The organism is Pseudomonas sp. 10S5 (assembly GCF_035019745.1).
Classification (GTDB): domain Bacteria; phylum Pseudomonadota; class Gammaproteobacteria; order Pseudomonadales; family Pseudomonadaceae; genus Aquipseudomonas.
Genome location: NZ_JASJVL010000001.1, coordinates 109,181 through 128,342 on the forward strand (window position 1 = coordinate 109,181; position 19,162 = coordinate 128,342).

General features: G+C 54.0%; 22 protein-coding genes and 1 tRNA gene. 22 read left to right on the top strand and 1 reads right to left on the bottom strand.

Features of this window, described 5'->3' with window-relative positions:
* The first annotated feature begins 33 nt into the window (after window positions 1–33).
* From phnL to QN378_RS00565, 20 genes are all read left to right on the top strand, one after another.
* Window positions 34–750: a phosphonate C-P lyase system protein PhnL gene (gene phnL, locus QN378_RS00470; RefSeq protein WP_323546988.1), complete on the top strand. Its 717-nt coding sequence runs from the start codon at window positions 34–36 to the stop codon at window positions 748–750.
* Window positions 744–1,889 carry an alpha-D-ribose 1-methylphosphonate 5-triphosphate diphosphatase gene (locus tag QN378_RS00475; RefSeq protein WP_323546989.1) on the top strand — a complete coding sequence of 382 codons (1,146 nt, stop codon included), beginning with the start codon at window positions 744–746 and terminating at the stop codon, window positions 1,887–1,889. Before phnL ends, QN378_RS00475 begins: the two co-directional genes overlap by 7 nt.
* A complete protein-coding gene (phnN, locus tag QN378_RS00480; RefSeq protein WP_323546991.1) occupies window positions 1,889–2,458 on the top strand; it encodes a phosphonate metabolism protein/1,5-bisphosphokinase (PRPP-forming) PhnN in 570 nt (189 codons plus the stop codon). The genes QN378_RS00475 and phnN overlap by 1 nt, the downstream gene beginning before the upstream one ends.
* The gene (phnP, locus tag QN378_RS00485; protein WP_322204211.1) at window positions 2,449–3,198 is read left to right on the top strand and encodes a phosphonate metabolism protein PhnP; all 750 of its coding nucleotides are present in this window, start codon (window positions 2,449–2,451) and stop codon (window positions 3,196–3,198) included. Before phnN ends, phnP begins: the two co-directional genes overlap by 10 nt.
* Window positions 3,199–3,342: 144 nt before the next feature.
* Window positions 3,343–3,759 (top strand): SRPBCC family protein, encoded by a 417-nt coding sequence (locus QN378_RS00490; protein ID WP_322204209.1) that lies wholly within the window; start codon window positions 3,343–3,345, stop codon window positions 3,757–3,759.
* A gap of 63 nt (window positions 3,760–3,822) precedes the next feature.
* A tRNA-Asn gene (locus tag QN378_RS00495) sits at window positions 3,823–3,898 on the top strand.
* A gap of 184 nt (window positions 3,899–4,082) precedes the next feature.
* Window positions 4,083–4,952 (top strand): ParA family protein, encoded by an 870-nt coding sequence (locus QN378_RS00500; protein ID WP_323546994.1) that lies wholly within the window; start codon window positions 4,083–4,085, stop codon window positions 4,950–4,952.
* A complete protein-coding gene (dnaB, locus tag QN378_RS00505; protein WP_323546996.1) occupies window positions 4,949–6,295 on the top strand; it encodes a replicative DNA helicase in 1,347 nt (448 codons plus the stop codon). The genes QN378_RS00500 and dnaB overlap by 4 nt, the downstream gene beginning before the upstream one ends.
* Window positions 6,292–6,471: a hypothetical protein gene (locus QN378_RS00510; RefSeq protein ID WP_323546998.1), complete on the top strand. Its 180-nt coding sequence runs from the start codon at window positions 6,292–6,294 to the stop codon at window positions 6,469–6,471. Before dnaB ends, QN378_RS00510 begins: the two co-directional genes overlap by 4 nt.
* Window positions 6,472–6,679: 208 nt before the next feature.
* Window positions 6,680–6,964 (top strand): Arc family DNA-binding protein, encoded by a 285-nt coding sequence (locus QN378_RS00515; protein ID WP_323567455.1) that lies wholly within the window; start codon window positions 6,680–6,682, stop codon window positions 6,962–6,964.
* Window positions 6,964–8,646: a ParB family protein gene (locus QN378_RS00520; protein ID WP_323547002.1), complete on the top strand. Its 1,683-nt coding sequence runs from the start codon at window positions 6,964–6,966 to the stop codon at window positions 8,644–8,646. The genes QN378_RS00515 and QN378_RS00520 overlap by 1 nt, the downstream gene beginning before the upstream one ends.
* A gap of 40 nt (window positions 8,647–8,686) precedes the next feature.
* Window positions 8,687–9,241, top strand: a complete 555-nt coding sequence (locus QN378_RS00525; protein ID WP_323547004.1) for a DUF2857 domain-containing protein — start codon at window positions 8,687–8,689, stop codon at window positions 9,239–9,241.
* The gene (locus QN378_RS00530; protein ID WP_323547006.1) at window positions 9,199–10,617 is read left to right on the top strand and encodes an STY4528 family pathogenicity island replication protein; all 1,419 of its coding nucleotides are present in this window, start codon (window positions 9,199–9,201) and stop codon (window positions 10,615–10,617) included. The genes QN378_RS00525 and QN378_RS00530 overlap by 43 nt, the downstream gene beginning before the upstream one ends.
* A 415-nt stretch (window positions 10,618–11,032) precedes the next feature.
* Window positions 11,033–12,694 (top strand): ATP-dependent nuclease, encoded by a 1,662-nt coding sequence (locus QN378_RS00535; protein WP_323547008.1) that lies wholly within the window; start codon window positions 11,033–11,035, stop codon window positions 12,692–12,694.
* The gene (locus QN378_RS00540) at window positions 12,687–13,844 is read left to right on the top strand and encodes a UvrD-helicase domain-containing protein (protein ID WP_323547010.1); all 1,158 of its coding nucleotides are present in this window, start codon (window positions 12,687–12,689) and stop codon (window positions 13,842–13,844) included. Before QN378_RS00535 ends, QN378_RS00540 begins: the two co-directional genes overlap by 8 nt.
* 493 nt (window positions 13,845–14,337) lie before the next feature.
* On the top strand, window positions 14,338–15,117 hold the full coding sequence (locus tag QN378_RS00545; RefSeq protein ID WP_416350620.1) for a PFL_4669 family integrating conjugative element protein: 780 nt from the start codon (window positions 14,338–14,340) through the stop codon (window positions 15,115–15,117).
* 37 nt (window positions 15,118–15,154) lie between these two features.
* Window positions 15,155–15,694 (top strand): DUF3158 family protein, encoded by a 540-nt coding sequence (locus QN378_RS00550; protein WP_323547013.1) that lies wholly within the window; start codon window positions 15,155–15,157, stop codon window positions 15,692–15,694.
* A gap of 2 nt (window positions 15,695–15,696) precedes the next feature.
* On the top strand, window positions 15,697–16,092 hold the full coding sequence (locus QN378_RS00555) for a single-stranded DNA-binding protein (protein ID WP_322204187.1): 396 nt from the start codon (window positions 15,697–15,699) through the stop codon (window positions 16,090–16,092).
* 112 nt (window positions 16,093–16,204) lie between these two features.
* Window positions 16,205–16,642 carry a hypothetical protein gene (locus QN378_RS00560; protein WP_322204185.1) on the top strand — a complete coding sequence of 146 codons (438 nt, stop codon included), beginning with the start codon at window positions 16,205–16,207 and terminating at the stop codon, window positions 16,640–16,642.
* 152 nt (window positions 16,643–16,794) lie between these two features.
* Window positions 16,795–17,070, top strand: coding sequence for a hypothetical protein (locus QN378_RS00565; RefSeq protein ID WP_323547016.1), 276 nt, complete (start codon window positions 16,795–16,797; stop codon window positions 17,068–17,070).
* 14 nt (window positions 17,071–17,084) lie between these two features.
* Here the strand turns inward: QN378_RS00565 and QN378_RS00570 are convergent, their stop codons facing one another.
* Window positions 17,085–17,486 (bottom strand): PaaI family thioesterase, encoded by a 402-nt coding sequence (locus tag QN378_RS00570; RefSeq protein WP_322204181.1) that lies wholly within the window; start codon window positions 17,484–17,486, stop codon window positions 17,085–17,087.
* Between the two features lie 467 nt (window positions 17,487–17,953).
* Here QN378_RS00570 and QN378_RS00575 point away from each other — a divergent pair, with 467 nt between their 5' ends.
* Window positions 17,954–18,607 (top strand): DUF433 domain-containing protein, encoded by a 654-nt coding sequence (locus tag QN378_RS00575; protein WP_322204178.1) that lies wholly within the window; start codon window positions 17,954–17,956, stop codon window positions 18,605–18,607.
* On the top strand, window positions 18,604–19,020 hold the full coding sequence (locus QN378_RS00580) for a DUF5615 family PIN-like protein (RefSeq protein ID WP_322204176.1): 417 nt from the start codon (window positions 18,604–18,606) through the stop codon (window positions 19,018–19,020). The genes QN378_RS00575 and QN378_RS00580 overlap by 4 nt, the downstream gene beginning before the upstream one ends.
* Window positions 19,021–19,162: the final 142 nt, after the last annotated feature.

Genomic DNA, 19,162 nt, shown 5'->3' on the forward strand with positions numbered 1-19,162 from the left:
TTCAGTCGTCGCCGTCTTTTCGAGGTGAGCTTGATGAACACGTTGATTGAGGTCCGAGACCTCTCAAAAACCTTCACGCTGCATCAGCAAAACGGCGTGGTGCTCAATGTTCTTGATGGCCTGAGCTTTACCGTCAGTGCCGGTGAATGTTTGGTACTTCACGGGCAATCTGGCGCTGGAAAAAGCACCTTGTTGCGCACGCTGTATGGCAATTATCTACCCGCCGGCGGCAGCATTCGGCTGTGTCATGCGGGCGAATGGCTGGAACTGGTGGGTGCCCAACCGCGGGAGATATTGGCAGTGCGCCAGCAAACTTTGGGTTACGTTAGCCAATTCCTGCGGGTGATTCCACGGGTTGCCAGTCTGGATGTGGTGATGGAACCGGCGCTGGCCCGAGGTTGGACGAAGGAAAAAGCCAAGGCTCGGGCAGAGCATTTGTTGTCCCGGTTGAACATCCCGCAACGCCTGTGGCAATTGGCGCCCAGCACGTTTTCCGGGGGCGAGCAGCAGCGGATCAATATTGCCCGAGGCTTCATGGTCGAGTGGCCAGTAATGCTGTTGGATGAACCCACCGCATCGCTGGACGACACAAATCGCCAGGTGGTGCTGGAACTGATGCAGGAAGCCAAAGCGGCAGGCGCCGCTTTGATCGGCATATTCCACGACCGTACCGCCCGTGAAGCGGTGGCTGACCGTCACCTCGACATGACCCCCAGTGCCGTGATCATCCAGGAAACCGCGCCATGCTGACTGAACAGATCCTCAGCAATGCCCAAGTGGTCACTGCCGACCGGGTGTTCAACGGAACGGTGGTGGTGCGCAATGGCATGATCGCCGAGGTGGATGAGGGCCGCAGTCGCTTGCCCCAGGCGCAGGACATGCAGGGCGATTATCTGCTGCCAGGCTTGATTGAGCTGCACACCGATAATCTGGAAAAACACATGACCCCGCGCCCCGGTGTGGACTGGCCCTCAACCTCGGCGGTGCTGAGTCACGACGCCCAAATCATTGCGGCAGGCATCACTACGGTGTTCGACGCGCTGTCTATCGGCGACGTCAATCCCAAGGGCAATCGCATGAAGAAATTGCCTGGGATGTTGGAGGCGATTGCCAGCGCCAGTGCAGCGGGCCTGACTCGCGCCGATCACCGTCTGCATTTGCGTTGCGAGCTCTGCCATCCGGACACCTTGAGCGTGTTTCGCGACCTGGTGGAACACCCGCTGGTGCAATTGGTGTCGGTGATGGACCATTCGCCGGGCCAGCGCCAATTTGCCCTTGAATCCAAGTACCGCGAGTACTACATGGGTAAATACCAGCTGACCACCACGCAGATGGACGAATTTATTGTGTTTCAGACGGCGAACTCTCGCGAGTTCAGCGACCGTTATCGGCGTGCCATTGTTGAAGATTGTTTGGCTCGCGGGTTGTCAGTGGCCAGTCACGACGACGCGACTTTGGCTCACGTCGAAGAGTCGGCTGGATACGGCATGACCATCGCCGAGTTCCCAACCACTTTGGAAGCCGCGCGTGGCAGCCACCGGTTGAGCATGGGGGTATTGATGGGGGCGCCGAACATCGTGCGCGGCGGTTCTCACTCGGGTAACGTGGCGGCGGCCGACCTTGCTAAAGAGGGATTACTGGATATTCTGTCCAGCGATTACTATCCCGCCAGCCTGCTACAGGCGGCCTTTTTATTAGCCGCGCAAGACAATGCCTGTGAGTTGCCGCAAGCGGTGGGCATGGTCAGTCGCGCCCCGGCTCAGGCGGCTGGGCTCGTTGATCGCGGCGAGATCCGCGTGGGGTTACAGGCTGACCTGATTCAGGCAAAAAATCAGGACGGATTACCGGTCATTCAACAGGTGTGGCGACAAGCGAAGAGGGTGTTTTGATGGCAGGCAGGTTGATCTATCTCATCGGGCCTTCCGGTTCGGGCAAAGACAGCCTGCTGGATGCTGCGCGCGATCCGTTGTCCGCTCAGGGCTGCCGGATCGTGCGCCGGGTCATCACGCGCTCGGCCGAAGCGGTTGGCGAGGCGGCGCAAGCCGTCAGCGTCGATCAATTCATTGCCATGCAGGCTGAGGGCGAATTCGCCCTCAACTGGCAGGCCAACGGGCTGCACTATGGAATTCCCAGCGAGATCAACACCTGGCTCGATTCAGGGCTGGACGTGCTCGTTAATGGCTCGCGTGCGCATTTGGCTCAAGCGCGGCAACGTTACCCGGATTTGCTCGCGCTGCTGCTAACAGTAGACCAAGACATTTTGCGTGAACGCTTGTTGGCTCGGGGCCGTGAGTCCCTGCCCGAGATTGAAGCGCGGTTAGTGCGTAACGCTGATTTCGCAGCAACGCTAATGGCCAGCGAGAACATCGGGCTGTGGCTGTTGGACAACTCCGGGCCTATTGAACACACCCTTGCACGCTTGATGACGTTAATCGGCAAAGACCCTGCATGCGCCTGACATTGCTGGGCACCGCCGATGCTCGGCAAGTCCCGGTGTACGGGTGCACTTGCCCCGCCTGTGCGGCGGCTCATGCTGATCAACGCTTGCGTCGCCGGCCCTGTAGCGCGTTGGTCGAGTGCGGGGATCAGCGCTGGTTGATCGACTCCGGCTTGACTGACTTGACCGAACGTTTCCCAGCCCGCAGCTTCAACGGCATTCTGCAAACCCATTACCACGCCGACCATGCGCAAGGATTGTTGCACTTGCGTTGGGGGCAGGGCTGGGTGATTCCGGTGCATGGCCCCGTTGACGCGCAAGGCTTGGCTGATTTGTATAAGCATCCGGGGATTCTGGATTTCAGCCAGCCGTTCAGTGCCTTCGAAACCCGTCAGTTTGGGGTGTTGAGTGTAACGGCGGTGCCGTTGGTGCATTCGAAACCGACCTTGGGGTATGTGCTGGAAGGTGGGGGACGGCGGATTGCCTACCTGACGGACACGGTGGGTTTGCCCAAGGAGACCTTGGCGTTTCTACAAGGAACGGCGTTGGATGTATTAGTGCTGGATTGCTCCATGCCGCCGCAACCTCAGGCGCCGCGTAATCACAATGACCTTAATGTGGCGCTGGGATGCATTGCCGATTTGAAACCTGGACAGGCAGTGCTGACCCACATCGGCCATACCCTGGATGCGTGGTTGATGGAGGCCAGGAATCGGTTGCCAGAAAACGTAATTGTGGCGAGGGATGGGATGGTGGTTTGAGCGCCGCGCCTGGCCGAAGCTCGGTCTTGAGTGTTATTGAGGCGTGATCCATCAACGGCTAAGCGCAACGGAAAGGGATGAAGTCGTCCAAAGGCTGGTTTACATTGCGGTTCTAAATTCTTAATTCAGTTTTGGAGATCTACCGTGACTAAGGCATCTGCAACGATTGAAGTGTCGGCAACTGCTGACCAAGTGTGGCAACTGATGGGTGGCTTCGGTTCGCTGCCGGATTGGCTGCCGTTTATCGTGGAATGTGAATTGAGCGAGGGTGGACGCGTTCGTCACTTGAAAACCAACGATGGCGCCGTCATTGTCGAGCGGCTTCAGACCTTCGATAATGCCGCACGGACGTACACCTACTCCATCGAGCAGGGGCCATTTCCGGTGACCGATTACTTGGCGAAAGTAGAAGTCAGCGAAGTGCCAGGCAAGCAGGCGACCAAAATTGTCTGGTCGGGCACCTTCACCGCTGCCAGCATTACTGACGAAGCAGCCGCTGAAATATTTGACGGTGTGTATCAAGGTGGGTTGGCGGCGCTCAAGGCTAATTTCCCATTGTAAGGCCCTAAGGCAAGCTTACGAAAAGCTTGACTTCGCCTTTTCAATCAGTAACATACGACGCATTCCGCGATAGCTCAGTTGGTAGAGCAAATGACTGTTAATCATTGGGTCCCTGGTTCGAGTCCAGGTCGTGGAGCCAGATTTTTCAAGGGGTTGAGCGGGGTGTTGTAGGACGTTTCCCGGACCGAATGATTTTGATCATTTGAGCCGACACGTCAAAATCCCGCTCCAACGTCTCGAAACACATCCGGTAACAGTATTTTCTGTTCAGTTTACACACGCAATGCGCTGCCTCTAATCAACTTGATTTAGAGGCCAGCATCATGAAAATCGCATCAATCGTTTCAACCAAAGGCGGCCCTGGCAAAACCACGGTGACCGCAAACCTAGGCGCGTTCTGCGCCGACGCTAATATCCGCACTCTACTGATCGATCTCGACACTCAACCGTCGTTGTCCTCGTTCTATCGCATCGATCACGAAGCGCCAGGCGGGACGTATCAACTCATTGCACAAAACAACACCCGGCCAGAGCAGGTCATTTCCCGGACCTGCATCCCTAACCTTTCGCTGATTGTTTCAAACGATCCTTACAACCAGCTCAGCAATCTGCTGTTGCATGCTGCAGATGGACGCCTGCGTCTAAAAAATCTGGTCACGGCATTTGCGGACGACTTCGATTTGATCCTGATCGACACCCAAGGTGCGCGCTTTGTGGTGCTGGAGATGGCGTTGCTCTGTTCCGACTTGGCGATCTCGCCGATTACCCCGGACATGCTGGCTGCGCGTGAGTTCTATCGCGGAACACAGCAGTTGCTTAAGGACCTTGAGCCGCTTGCGGTCCTGGGCGTTTATACGCCGCCGCTCAACATCGTGATCAACAAACTCGATGCCACCAACGATGCGAGTTTGATCTACCAATCACTAACCGAAACCCTTGCGGATCATCCGCAGATCAACCTGCTGCAGACAACGCTTCCGGCAGCAGTCAGCTTTCGCCGGGCTGCCACGGAAGGGGTGCCGGCGCACCGGCTTGAATTTCGCCAGCCACTAAATCGCCGTTCGCCTTCGGCGTTCAACGTGATCAAGGCACTGGCGTTGGAGTTATTTCCGGAGTGGAAGGCGCAGTTCGACCTATTGACCGACCAAACGCTCAACCCTCGGCGTAAAGCAGACCAAGAGGTGGCCTCATGAATCTTTTTGATTTGATGCCACCTCATTCCATTGAGGCCGAGCAGTGCGTGCTTGGCGGGTTGATGCTCGACAACGAAGCATGGGAGTTAATCGCAGACATCATTGGTCCGGATGACTTTTTCAAACACGAACACCGTTTGATCTTCAAAGCTATACAAACGCTAGCTGCGGCAACCAAGCCGTTTGACGTCGTAACCGTGTCCGAATCTCTGGCCAAAATTGATGAGGCAGGTGGCTTGGCTTATCTGGCAGAGCTGGCTAAAAATGTCCCCTCGGTAGCGAACATCAGCGCCTACGCGGAGATCGTTCGAGAGCGCGCTCATCTGCGTCAACTGATCATGCTTGGCCATGAATGTAGCCGTAATGCGTCATCAGATCAGGCAAAAAGTCTGGAGATCCAGGAGAGCTTTGAGCAGAAGCTCTTTGCACTGGGGCAAGGGCGTGCGCCCAATAGTTTCGTCAACGTAAACGACGCGCTGATGAAGGTGCTGGAGCAGGTTGATTTCAACTTCAATCACGGCGATGGCGTGACCGGTGTCCCCAGCGGTCTCGCGGATCTGGACCAAAAAACCGGAGGCTTTCAGGACGCTGATTTGATCATCGTCGCCGCGCGGCCTTCGATGGGTAAAACCAGTCTTGCGCTGAATTTTGTCGATGCGGTGTTGCAGAAGCGCCCGACGGGGTCTGTGCAGATCTACAGCCTGGAAATGCCCGCCCAAGCATTGATGTATCGCATGTTAGCTATCCTGGGGCAGTTGGATTTGGCCAATCTGATGCGGGGCCAGCTCGAGGATGAAGACTGGCCACGGCTGACGGCTGCAGTAGCCAGAATCAATGCCTACGGCGAACGCCTGGTGGTGGACGACAGCTCCGATCTGACCCCCGCGACGCTTCGTGCCCGTGCCCGACGTGCCGCCCGTCGCTACGGCAAGCCAAGCTTGATCATGGTCGATTACCTGCAACTGATGCAGTGCCCAGGCAAAGAAAATCGGAATCTGGAAATCGCCGCCATTTCGGCAGGGCTCAAGGCCCTAGCCAAAGAGTTTGACTGCCCGGTGGTCGCGCTTTCACAGCTCAACCGATCGTTGGAAAACAGGCCCAACAAACGCCCGCACAACGGCGACCTGCGCGAGTCTGGCGCGCTGGAACAGGACGCCGACCTGACGCTGTTTATCTACCGCGACGAGGTGTATCACCCCGACTCCGTCGATCAAGGGATTGCCGAATTGATCATCGGTAAACACCGCAACGGGCCGACCGGGGTAGTGCGCACCGCGTTTATCCCAGCACACACTCGGTTTGCCAATCTGGACGCTAAGCACTGGCAAGGAGCTGCCAAATGAACCAGCCCCCTCTGTTAAGAGGAATCTGCACGGATTGCGCCGCTGACTTCCCGATACACAAAGCCATTCGCGAAATTGTCAGCCCCGATCCTACTGAAGGTGAAATAGAAATTTTGGTTTGCCCAGAGTGCGGCAGTTATTCAGTTGAGGAGGGCGGTCATGAACAGCTCGCATGACAGCTCTAGCGAATACTGCACGGTGGTTTTTCGATTGAAAAGCGGGCTGCCAATACAGGCAAGTTTGTTTACGCCTTGGCCTGTCGAACTGAGCAATGGACCGAAGTAGAGATCGTCAAATTAGAAGTCGGTGACCTCCGCTATGAGCTACAGCCATCGCTGGATATGAATGCAAAACCAAAAGAGTTCACCGATGAAGGAGCCGGAAATGACCAGTCGCAGGAATGATAGAGAAAAGTTCGTTGTTCGGTTTTCGGAGATAGGGCTTCGCGCCCAGATTGCTAATGAAGCAAAGTTGGCCAGTCGCTCAATGAACGGCGAAATCGTTTATCGGTTGTTCCGCAGCTTCGAACTTGAAGAAGAGCTGAGACGAGCGAATGCGGTGATCGACCGACTCACCGTTATCAGTCCGGGCGACCGATCTGCCGACCTCGTTAGCTTGCCTCAGAACGACACCGACGGTGCTAGGCGCTCGAACCAAGGAGGTTCTTGATGAGTGCCAAATCACTGAGTCGCGATGAGATAAAGGGAAAGCTGCTGCAAGGATCCTTCATGAATAACGGCCCACATGTGCCTCAACTTTCAGATCCCGTGGCAGACACGCCGATGTTGATCGCGCTGGATAAATTGCGTCCGTATGAGTTCAATCCACGCATCAACCGCAATCCACTTTTCGACCAGTTGAAAACCTCGATTCTCAACCGAGGTCTGGATGCACCGCCGCCGATCACTCGTCGGCCTGGCGAGGAGTTTTTCATCATTCGCAACGGCGGTAACACCCGGCTTGCGATCCTTAATGAGCTGTGGCGAGAGACCCGCGATGAACAGTTTTTGCGTATTCAGTGTCTGTTTCGACCATGGCCCGAACGTGGCGATATCGTTGCGTTGACAGGACATCTGGCCGAAAACGATATGCACGGAGAACTGACTTTCGTCGAACGTGCGCTCAGCATTGAACGCGCCAAAGCGCTTTATGAGCAGGAAGCCGCCGAGCCCATTTCGCAAAGAGAGCTAGCGCGAAGGCTTGCCGCTGACGGCTATCCGGTATCCCAACCCCACATCAGTAAGATGCAAGACTGCGTGCATTTTCTGCTGCCGGCCATCCCGAATTTGCTCTATTCAGGAATGGGGAAGCCGCAAATCGAGCGACTGACAAATCTGCGTAGGACTGCAGCCAAGAGCTGGGCTAAGTACTCAGATAGTGCCGCAAATCGTATCGATTTTGAGTCGTTATTCTCTGAGGTATTAGCGAGCTTTGATGACGGCGGCGAATTCAAATTTGATCGGTTTCAGGATGAACTGATACACCAGATGGAGCAGCCTCTGGGCAAGGACTATAACTGGCTTAAGTTGGACATTCTTGATGCGAACAATCTCCAGCAGCGAGTTATAGAGCCCGAAACACCACCACGTCAGTCGTTCGTAGATTTTCCAGCTGGGGGCGTTCAACCGGTTCCAGAAACCCCGAAGATTGAGCGCGAAAAAAATCCGAATTCAGTGGGAGCGCCTCCACAACCGTCGAGCACAGCCTCTGGCGGAAAACATCAAAAGCCAGTGAGCGACCCCGAAATGTCGCCCGATGCAGCAGAGGAGGAATTTCAGGAAAGGATCCAAGCGCATGTCATCAAGCCCATCACCGGCCTGACTCCCCGTGTCCAAGCAATGAAAAAACAGCTCGCTGACGCTACTGGCGAGCCAATTCCTGACTTCGACGCGTCATGCCTGCACTCAATCCCTGTGCAAGTTGGCGGTTTGCATCCCATTTCCGATCTTTGGTACATCGAGCGGCAGATCGACGAGCCTACTGAGCTTCGAAACCAGATCTTCGGTTTGGTGTGCGAGGTTATCGAAGAGACACGTTGTCCTGCAGAGATTTCTCCCAGCGATCTGGGAGCTGGGTTTTACCTGCATCGCACAGAAGGGCAAACCCAAGCAGTAGATATGTCATCTACCACGACCATGACGTTGCTCGATGCCCTGAGCGGGCGATCAGAGGCAATTGGCGGGACGTCGCCCTACTTCACAGCCAACATAGGTCGATTGTTACTTGGTCTCTCAAAAAGCGAATCCATCGATGCTTTCGTCACGGACCGTCTCAGTGATCAGGCCCTGGTGAAAATCTTTCGTGTCATCCGCCTCGCTCGACGGCTAATTGAACTGGAAGCAGCGTTATGAGCCTCCCCATAAGTATCCGCCCCGAAATGGAGACACATCCATGGCACATCCACTAAACCTTGCGGTTGCTTTTCAGATATTGAGCGACATCCGTAATGGTCAGTTGCGCAGTTGCTTGGCCATGGGCTTTTCGGAGCAAGACCTCAAGGACCTTGTCGAGCCGCAGTGCATGAGCATGTTGGTCAATGCTCCTGTGCCCTGGTTCAAAGTAGTCGTGGACGGCGTAATCGTTCGTCGCCTATTAGTACAGGCCAAGAGCTGTGAAGACGATCAGTTGGTCATGCGAGCCCTGAAGGTAGGGGCAAGCTCATCCATGATCCATCAACTGTTTGGGCTTTCTGCCAAAGAGGTGGCTTTACGTCGAAGCATCCTGGACCTACCAAACCGCAGGGGGCGTTGGCCCGCTGTGAATCAGGAACAGGAGCGTGCGCTGTGGGATCATTGGGTAAATGCGATAAAGAGGTTTCCCGATGCTCCCCGTGAAAGCCGAGCCCTTTTGAACGTAGCGATACAGGTTACAGAGAAGCTGCCTGGTTTAAATCTGGCTATGGTATGGACGACGATCCAGTCCTGGATAGAACAGGACTTGATCTAATGCCCCGCGCTGCCGATAGGTTCACCCCGGGCAATCTCGATACGCTGAACGCGCTGCTGGATTCTGCGTCCAGCTCTATGAGCGATCAGCGTCGAGAGCAAACCCGCATCCCGAAAACCGATCGTCCGGGCACGCAACCGTTGGCGCCCATACTCGATACCGAAAACACCGGCATCCTATTCACCGGTAACCCCCATGAGGCTTTCCCGCGAAGGCTTTTGCTGGATAACCGGCTGACGCCACTGGAGCGTAATGCCTGGCACGTTTTCCGGTTATTGCTCAATGACGACGGCCTGACGTCTTTCCCAACTTATGAGCAGTTGCAACCTTATCTGGCCTCGTCGCCCTACAAGCTTGCGTCCCGCGAGACCGTCGCTAAGGCATTGACCGCTCTCAGACTGACTCGCTGGTTAAGCCTGGCAGGGCGAGTCCGTGACGAAGTCACTGGGCAAATGAAAGGCAATATCTACCTGCTTCACGACGAACCCATTAGCATTTCGGAAGCCATGCTTTTGGATTGCAGCTATCTGCAATTGGTCGGCAAATCACAGAACCACGCGAACAAATCTATCCGGCAGGTGGCAGCCAACACTCTTGAGGAGTTCATGCAGGATCCACACCTTAGAGAGCAAACGCTTCCGAGTCACTTGGAGGTGCTAGGGCTGCGGGTAGCTAACCAAGGATGGGCTAAGGCACATGCGGAGGCTTCCACACAGGAAACACCTTCCTCAGATGCACCGCACGAATCCGAACTCAGCCCAAGTGATTCCGAACTCAGTAAAAAAAGCCCAGTTCGGAATCATGCGGCCCACAGTTCGGAATCCGAACCCAGTCGAAAACAGGGCTCCGCACCCCGAGTTCGGAATCCGAACTCATCTAGTACAAGTACTTATACAAATACATCTGTATGTAAAAGCTCTGTACCGGGTGCGAGCTCAGGAGCGGTAATCAAGTGGCCGGTGTCGTTTGAAATCCTGGCGCCGGATCAGAAACGGAAGGTGCAGGTTGGGTTGGGGTTAGTTTCGGCTGAGGTACAGCAATCGGTGCTAGATCAGTGGGATGTGCGGGCAGGGCAGGGACAGATACGCAATCCGTTTGGGTATTTGCTGGGGTTGATCGAGAAGGCGCGGAATGGGGAATTTAATGTGGTTGGTCAGGTTGGGGCAGATCGGGTGGGGCGTTCGGCCTCAAATTCACCTGCGGCGCCCGTCGCAGCTCAGGTTGTGCAGAAATCGTTATCGGTTTCCACGCAGCATCAGCCGACTGAACTCAGTAGGTCGGTCGCGAATAAGGAACTGGCGGTGATTATGGCGATGATGGGTAAGCGGGGAGTGGGGGCGGAGGAAGGTCAGTCAGTGGTGGGTGGGAGTGGTTGATGCTGGATGATTCCAGTGGAATCATAGTGGCAGTTGGGCAGCATGATTCCAGTGGAATCAGTCAAGATCTGGCGATTTTATCTATGCTTGCAGTCTGCCGTCCCTTAAATGACGGCTATCGGTGAAGCAGTCATACGCAAGGCCTCTCACAGACAGCAAGTTGTTTTTTTGGACGTTGGCGACAGCTGTCGGGCAATGAGGGGCGTGTTCGACCAATTGTGGCCCGTCACAGCGCCCAGAGAACCAAGGGTAATTCACTTCTGCTGACGCTGCCGTTCACAACTCCTCTAAAGGCTTCATACCCCGGCCAAGGCTGCTTCGTTCTGCACTGGACAAGGAGCGCATCAAGCGATAGCGTTTCGCCATGATCGGCCTTACGCTACTTGGCCGCCGCCACCTCAGAGGGAGTTGAAAAGTGCTCGTAGAATCGCTTCGTTTGCTCAATTTTAAAAAATTCAAAGATCAAACTTTTGAGTTCAACGAAGATGTAAATATCTTCGTTGGTGATAACAACGCTGGTAAAAGCACGATCCTGGAAGCCTTGGAAATCGTGCTCAACTTCCAGTATCGCGGCCGACCGTTCGGCAATGAATTTTCCCCAGATCTATTCAACAGCGACGCAGTCGCTGCCTTTCGCGCTTCCCCGAAAACCCCTGCAAACCTGCCAGTCCTCGTGATTGAGGTGTATATGAAGAACGTGCCTGATTACCGAGGCACGAACAACAGTCTGATGAAAGATACTCAGGGGGTTCAGGTCAGAGCGAGCTTCGATCCAGATTTCACAGATGCCTACCGGGATTACGTGGCCGCAGGAGCTCCGATAACGAGCATCCCAGTGGAGTTCTACAAAATCGATTGGATGGATTTTGCTTGGAACGTCATTAAACCGATGACAAAAAAATTTCGGGCGCTTTACATCGACCCGACTCGCATCCATCCAACCTTCGGCAAGAATCAGTACATCTCGAATGTCCTGAATGCCGCCCTCAAAAAGGACGAAGAGTACCGCCTGAGCCTCAACTACCGTGAGACTCTACAGTCCTTCAACGGTACTGACGAGGTGAAGGCAGTCAACAAGGACTTGGATTCCGATAACAAAATCACCGACAAAAAACTGACCATCGCCGCTAACACGATGCCGGCCGGCGCACTTCAGAATGGATTGCAGCTTGAGGTGGATGCCGTGCCTTTCCACATGATTGGAAAGGGTGAGCAGAGCAAGGTGCAGATCAAATTGGCCCTCCACAACAAGTCAAAAGACATTGACCTTGTGATGATGGAAGAGCCAGAAAATCACCTGTCCCACATCGAGTTGAGCAGGCTTGTACAAGATATCGAAGATCAACGCGACGGCAAGCAGTTGTTCCTCACTACCCACAGTTCGTATGTGCTGAATAAGTTGAGCATTGACAAGATCTGCTTGCTTCATGACTCATATAAGCGGTTGCATCTCTTAGACAAAGAAGTGGTGAAGACGCTGAAGCGGCTACCAGGCTACGATACTCTGCGCGTGGCGCTGTCCAAAAAGGTGGTGTTGGTCGAAGGGCCGTCTGATGAGTTGGTTCTCAAGAAAATTTACAAAGGTAACAACAAAGATCGTCTGCCTGAGCAGGATGGGATCGACATCATCGTAGTGCGTGGTGTGGGCTTCAAGACATTCATCGAGATCGGTAAAGAGATAGGCACTGCAGTAAATGTTCTGCGGGACAATGATGGTAATTACGCAAAGAATGTCGTCGCAGCGCAAAAAGAGTATGCGGCGTATCCGAATATCAAACTGATCTCATCTGCGGATAATAATGAGTTTTCGCTGGAGCCGGCCATGATCTCGGCGAATGCCACGTCGGAAAAGGAACTTGTGGCGTTTGCGAAAATCGTGCTCTCGACCACGACCTACAACCTGCTTGTCGCGGAGCCAACATTCGATGACAAGCGTGCCTTTATCGTTGACTGGTTCAAGAGCGCGGATGGCGATGGCAAGGGGAAGAAGAAAGTCGACTCGGCCATCAAATTGTTTGAGACCACCGAGCCATTCAAGTATCCCGCCTTCCTCGGTGAGGTACTGAACTTTGTCTAACACATTGTGCATAGCCGGCGCGGGGTCAGGCAAGACCCACAAGATCATCACCGAGTCGATCGCAGAGATCGAACGCGGGGGCAAGGTTCTGGTGGTGACCTACACCACCAGCAACCAGCAGGAACTGCGGCGCCGATTCTTGACTGCTTTTGGTAAAAACAGTGATAGGTTCGTGGTGAAAGGCCTGTTCTCGTTCTACCTAGAAGACATGGTGAGGCCCTATCAGCAATTTCTGTTTGCGCAGCGGATCGACGGAATATTCTTCAACGAACGCAATCCTCATCTGAAGCCGGGATCAACCTATATGTTGCTTGGGCGCAAAGAGCAGTTGGAAGACAAGAGCTACAATCAAAGCCACTTCCTGACTCAATGCAATACGAAGGCCCACACAGGCTTTCTGGCGAAGTTGGCGACCCGGATCGCTAAGATCACGAAGGATGCTGCAGCGGTTCGTCTCGGCGATATCTACAGCCAAGTGTACTTCGATGAGGTGCAAGATCTGGTTGGTTGGGATTACGAGGTGCTCAAAGCTCTGAATAAGGCAATGAAGTCAACCATTACCTGCGTGGGTGACTTCCGACAAACTGTTTACGAGACAACGTTTAGCCACAAGGCGCCTCAAACAGCCGCAGAGAAGATTGCAGCGTTCAAGTCCATGGGTTTCAAAGAAGAAGCGCTCGTGCTCAATTGGCGGAGCATCCAAGCGATCTGCACGATCGCCGATGCGGTGCATAAGGGCGCCTACGAGCCGACTGAATCAGCCGTTGACGATGTCCCGCCTGAGTTCACCAACCACGTTGGGGCTTTCATCGTTAAGCAATCGGACGCCACCGATTACATCGCGGCGTATGACCCTATGGTATTGCGCTGGAACGTGGCGTCTGGGACAAAGATTCTTCCTGCTCAGGCTCGCTGCTACAACTTTGGCGGCAGCAAAGGATTGGGTTTTGATCGCGTGCTGATTCTGCCGGCGGACAGCCAGATGCATTTCGTCTTGGATGGCGTGACTCCTTTCCCAGAGGATGCCGAGACGGCGCAGAACAAGATGTACGTCGCTATCACACGGGCTAGGTACAGCCTAGGGTTCATCGTGCCGGACAAGAAAGCTGAGGGCTTACGTTTCCCAGTTTGGACAAAGCCCCTCGCTTGACCGTTGCTGCTCGTTACTGCGCTGTGAAGAAGCGGCCCAGGGGAGTCGGGAGAGTCCCTGAGAATGTCTAGTGGGCTCGGTGAGAGCACAAGATCGGTATTTGGTGATTGAGTTATTTTCTTTGGCATGGCATGGCATGGCATGGCATGGCGATGTGGTGTGGCAGAGGCGGCGTTTTGCAAGGTGGTTGTAGGCATCCTTCGTAGTGATTGACTGGTAGTGTTTTTTTGTTAGAGGAGGAGCCTTTTAATTCTCTAGCAGAAATCTGATTCGCCTCTGGCTTTGTAGCCACATCTAGGGCTGCGTTGGCCATTATCTGTCGATCCTCACCATGGTGATTCCACTGGAATCACGGTGCCTAACTGCCACTATGATTCCACTGGAATCACCAGGTCCCACCATGCCCTTCCGAAAAGAACGCACCCCAATCCAGTTTGGCCGCTGACAACCTTCCTACCCCTTGGCGACACTGATTGCATCCAAGCCAATCAGGATCTTCAACGTGGCAGAACCTATCCAGCTCAACCTCGGCGCGCTCCGTAGCGTCATGGACCTCACTTTACATACTCACCATGCCGCGCGGATTTGGCATGGGCGAACTGCTTCGGATGGTAAGAACGGCATCATTGGGCTGAGCGGCTTCGTCGGGATAATGAACAAGATGAAGCGCGGTGCCGAGCTTGATGATCCTTACTCCGATTGGTGGATCATCCAAGTCGAAGAAAAAATCGCGACCTGCAAAGTGGAGCTGAACCTGATCCAGGAAAAGCTGGATCAGGTCATGTCGGGCTTACCACCGACCCTGAATATCGGTGACAACCTCAGCGTCCATCCGGTAAAGCTGCCGCTCTTCATCAATGCCCAATTGGGCTTCATGGCCGTCTATTTACTGACGCAGTTCGATGAACTTGCCCGCCGTCTGTTGTTGGCCCATCACACGGCATTGATTGGCCGCCGGGATATGGAGGTCTGGCTCAACGAGGGCGCACATGTGCTGAGAAGCCTCTTTGGCTTGGCACAGCGCTTCAAATATTCCGGTGCTGCGCGAGACGACTTTGCGGCCAATAACGCCAGGGCGCGGGAGGCTCGCGAGGCGTTTGGAGAGCTGCCGCAGGATGTTCTGGAAGGCACGCGGCGGTCTGAGTTCGCACCGGTGATTGTCCGTGCCAAAGCTCAATCTGCAGCAGGCGAGTGGGATATCGAAACCGTCTCCGACAGTGCTGAAGCGTCAGAGCGAACAGGCGCTGATGAATCCGAGGTCGGGGAGGGCTGAGGCAATGTCAGAATTTCAAAAGACTGAGCCGAACGACATGTCGCAAAAATCGAGAACTGGGCCAAAACACGCAGCCTTCCTGCCGCTGCAACAGACTGCCTTCTCGACCCTCGAACACGCATCCTTCCTTAAAGGGCTTTTAAAACCTTTTAAGGGTAAGGGGGACCTGAGCCAATTTGCGTTGTTGTGTCGGCAGTTGAGAGGCAACCTGATCCGGCTTGCGGTCGGTGATGTGCTCGCCCAGGCCGAGCGTTATCCCTTCACGTTGCTGCCGATTCGACTGACCTGCCAGTCCACCGGATCAGGAACTGTCTTCCTGCGATGGAGCCGGACGGATCGCAGCAAGATGGGGGTCGATCTGTGGGACGAACTTCTCGGCGACCCACGCACCCCTGACAGCTTGATCGCGGATTTGTACGCGCTAGAACTGCAGCGGATCGCGATCAATATGCAAATCAGCCTGACCCACAGCATCTGCCGGCAAGCGACGGAGTGCTCGAAAAAGATGGGCCAAGCAGAAGCTGCCTACCGTCAACGACTCGACCTCATCAATAACAACCATGCAAAGGAGGCCTGACCATGGGCACAACATTTCTGGGTGAAGGCAACATTGGTACGAAGCCCGAGTTCAAGGAGTTCCCGAACGGCAACAAGGATCCCCGACGCCTGCTGCGACTGAACGTCTACTTCGACAACTCGATACCCAAGAGCGACGGCGGATACGAGGATCGAGGTGGTTTTTGGGCAAACGTCGAGCTTTGGCATCGGGATGCCGAGCGTTACTCGAAGTTGTACGCGAAGGGCGTCCGGGTGCTGGTGCAAGGACGCATGGTGATGGACAAGTGGGAGGACGACGACGGGGAAGAGAACAGTGCAATGAAAGTGCAGGCCAATCGCATCGGGATCTTGCCGCACCGGATTGAAAGCGTGGTGCTCGCAGCGGCTGATCATGCGGCGGCGGAACATGAAGAATAAGTTGGCATAAAAAACGCCTCATGCGGGAGACTGTTGGGGCGTATGAAGCTTCGTTCTCGAAACCAACGCTAGCTTAAAAAACGTTGCGGATAGAGAAGTTTGAGTTTGGATGATGGCTGACGAACAAGGTGATTCCAGTGGAATCATAGTGGTGGTTAGCCATCATGATTCCACTGGAATCAGCCTCTTCGGTAAAAAAAATCGCACTGTTCGCGAAGCTGATCCTGGAAAGCTGCCCTCTAATCGCCAACCTGTACTTCTCGTTCAGCCTGCGAAATATAAATCAATGCTGGCACGTGAGAGCCCGATGAACGAAAACGACCAACAGGAAATTGCAGTGACGAGCAACGCTTGGAATCTAACAGCGTTATCAGGGTGGATGTCAGTGTGCTTGGGGCTTATCGGTATGGCCGCTCTATTGGTGATAGGGCCGTCGCTAGCAGGTTTTGCTTTTAGCGCTTTCGGGCTTGTCGGAGGTGCAGTTGTCGTGTCGTTGGCTGGACCACTGAACCACAAAAGAGTACGCCTTATCCGAGTCAGAAGGCGTTGATGCCAGTGCCCAACTGTCAGCATGATTCCACTGGAATCACTCTCACTGCAAAGCAAAAAATCGCGCAGTCGTGACGCCCATTCTGAAAGTCCTACCTGCTGATCGCCAACCACCATCCTCCGTTGAACTCTCACAGTAAGAAGTCCCACGTCATGAAAATACGACGTCCCGCGTTGTTGAAACGAGTGGTGTATGACGGCTATGACTATGGCCTGCTGCTGACTTACATCGAGGGGAGCAATCGGTTGCTTCTGGATCGGCAGGGCTATTTCATTCGCCGGACAGACCACCCGCAGCACCGAGCCTGGCGCGTTCCGAAAGGGCGAGTACATGAGGATCCCGATGCATTGTTTTCTGGGCTAATGGAATTGTCCGCGACGGCGCTTAGGGAAACCCGCGACAGCTTTATCGACAAGCTCGATCAATAATCGCCGTCCGCGCTTCAGCTAACCACTAGAAATGAAGCGCTGGCTCGGACCACTCGTTCATCTCCAACGCTAATATAACTGTTAGCAAAAACCAATCGGCTTCCGGTTTTTTGAATATCCACCACGGCTTCCAACCAATCGCCTATCTTGGCGGAACCGGCAAAATCCGTTGTCAGTGCAGTCGTCACAAGTTTGAGAGGTGGGTCTTTCGAGAAAGCTGCGCTGTAGCCTAGGGCGACATCAGCCAGTGCCATGAATAGGCCTCCGTGGGCGAGTCCACGCGCATTGGCGTGTTTCTCCTGTACACGAATCCCAATAGTAAAACCTTCAGTATTTTCCCGATAATAGAAGGGGCCTAGAAGATCAAGAAAAGGGCTGCTTCTAAATAACGGTTTGAAATCCTGCGGAACATCCATTTCGCGCTCCTTTTTTATTTTAATAAACACATAGAATCTGTAGTTCAATGAAAGCATTAACTCACGAAAGCGCGTCGGCTAACTTGCTCAACGCAGGAGCAAGATCATCGCGATCTGCCAACGCCTTAGAATTCAAACATAAGGTGCTGTCATCAATCAATTCACTGATGCGGATACTGTGTATTACGAATGCTGATGGCGATCTCTGGGGGGATCAAACGCGGAGTATCGCGCCGTAGCCTTTAAGATCTTGGCTACCTGAGCATGCTGCTGACGACGTCAGCGGACATGCGGCTAGAGTGGAAAAAGTCTTATGCCCTGTCAAGCCTAACGAGTAACGGATTGCGAGAGCAGGCACAGATCGTCGGTTCTAGGTTGTGCTGAACGGTGGTATGACTATAATTCTCCCCAGCTTAAGGAATAATTATTAGGGGTCCGTCATGGTCGCTGTCGTCCGTGAGTCAATGATGCCGGCCGAGGTTGCCTATCTCAGCGGCTTGACTGAGAAAGAGGTCAACAAAGCGGTTGATGAAAACATCCTGCCGGCTTTCTATGTTTATCGAAAGAAGCTGACGGGGTACCGACTCTACGCGCCATTGGCGGCGGTACTCATGAGCTTTAATAGGGCCGCACAGGACGTATTTTCAAAAAAAACCCGGGTCGAAATTCTCCAGGTGTTTACGGATCGATTGCTCAGTTCCCCGAGCTCAGAGCGCATGGTCACGATGGAGTTGTTTCCTGATGCCCAAGCGCTGCGTGTCTCTACCGATTTATTCGAAATCAGCTTTGAAAAACATATGAACTTCGTGAGAGAGCGCCTTGAGCATTTGAGAGAGGCTGAGTCTGTTGTCGTTACAGACCCGGACATCATGGGCGGCGTCCCTGTTTTCAAAGGGTCACGGGTACCGATAGATATCGTTATTGCATCGATCGATGAAGGCACTTCGTTCGAGGCGCTTAAAGAGGACTATGGGTTCTTGACGATTGAGCTTATCGAGGACGCACGGATCTACGTGAAGACGCATCCGCGTCGGGGGCGGCCAAAGATTTATTCAGTTCCTAAGCCCGCCGAAGGTAAGGCTGTGCGGAGGGTTATCGCTTCCACTAAGATTGGCAAATGATTCATCGGCTCCTGTTGGATGAGTGTCTGAGTCCGAGGTTGGTCGAACGTGCGTACAACGCTGGCCTGGATTGCAGCTGCGTCAGAGACCGTGGTTGGCTGGGTTTAAAAGATCCAGAATTGGTCAGGTGCGTGATCAATGACGATTTTATTTTGGTCACGGCCAATTCTCGGGATTTTCGGGGAAAAGGTTACGTCAGCCCTGGCGGCTTATATCTGTTTCAGGACGTGCACCCCGGTCTGATCTGTCTGAATTCAGTACAGCCATTGACCTATAAGGTACAAACTTATCTGTTCGATATCGTGCTGGAAGATTTGGCCAGCATCGACGACATGCTTAATAGGGTTTTGGATATCACTCATGATGGGGATGGGAACGTGACTGTTGAGTTTTACCCGATTCCACCGCTGTAGTTGTAACGACCAAGGAAATTAAGCCGAGATCAGCGTCTCGGCTCAAGAACAGAAAACCACCTATGAACGATCGCATCGACAGCCCCTTGGCATTGACTGTCATTGCTCACACCTCACCCGATTCTTGTCGTGGCTGGAATCG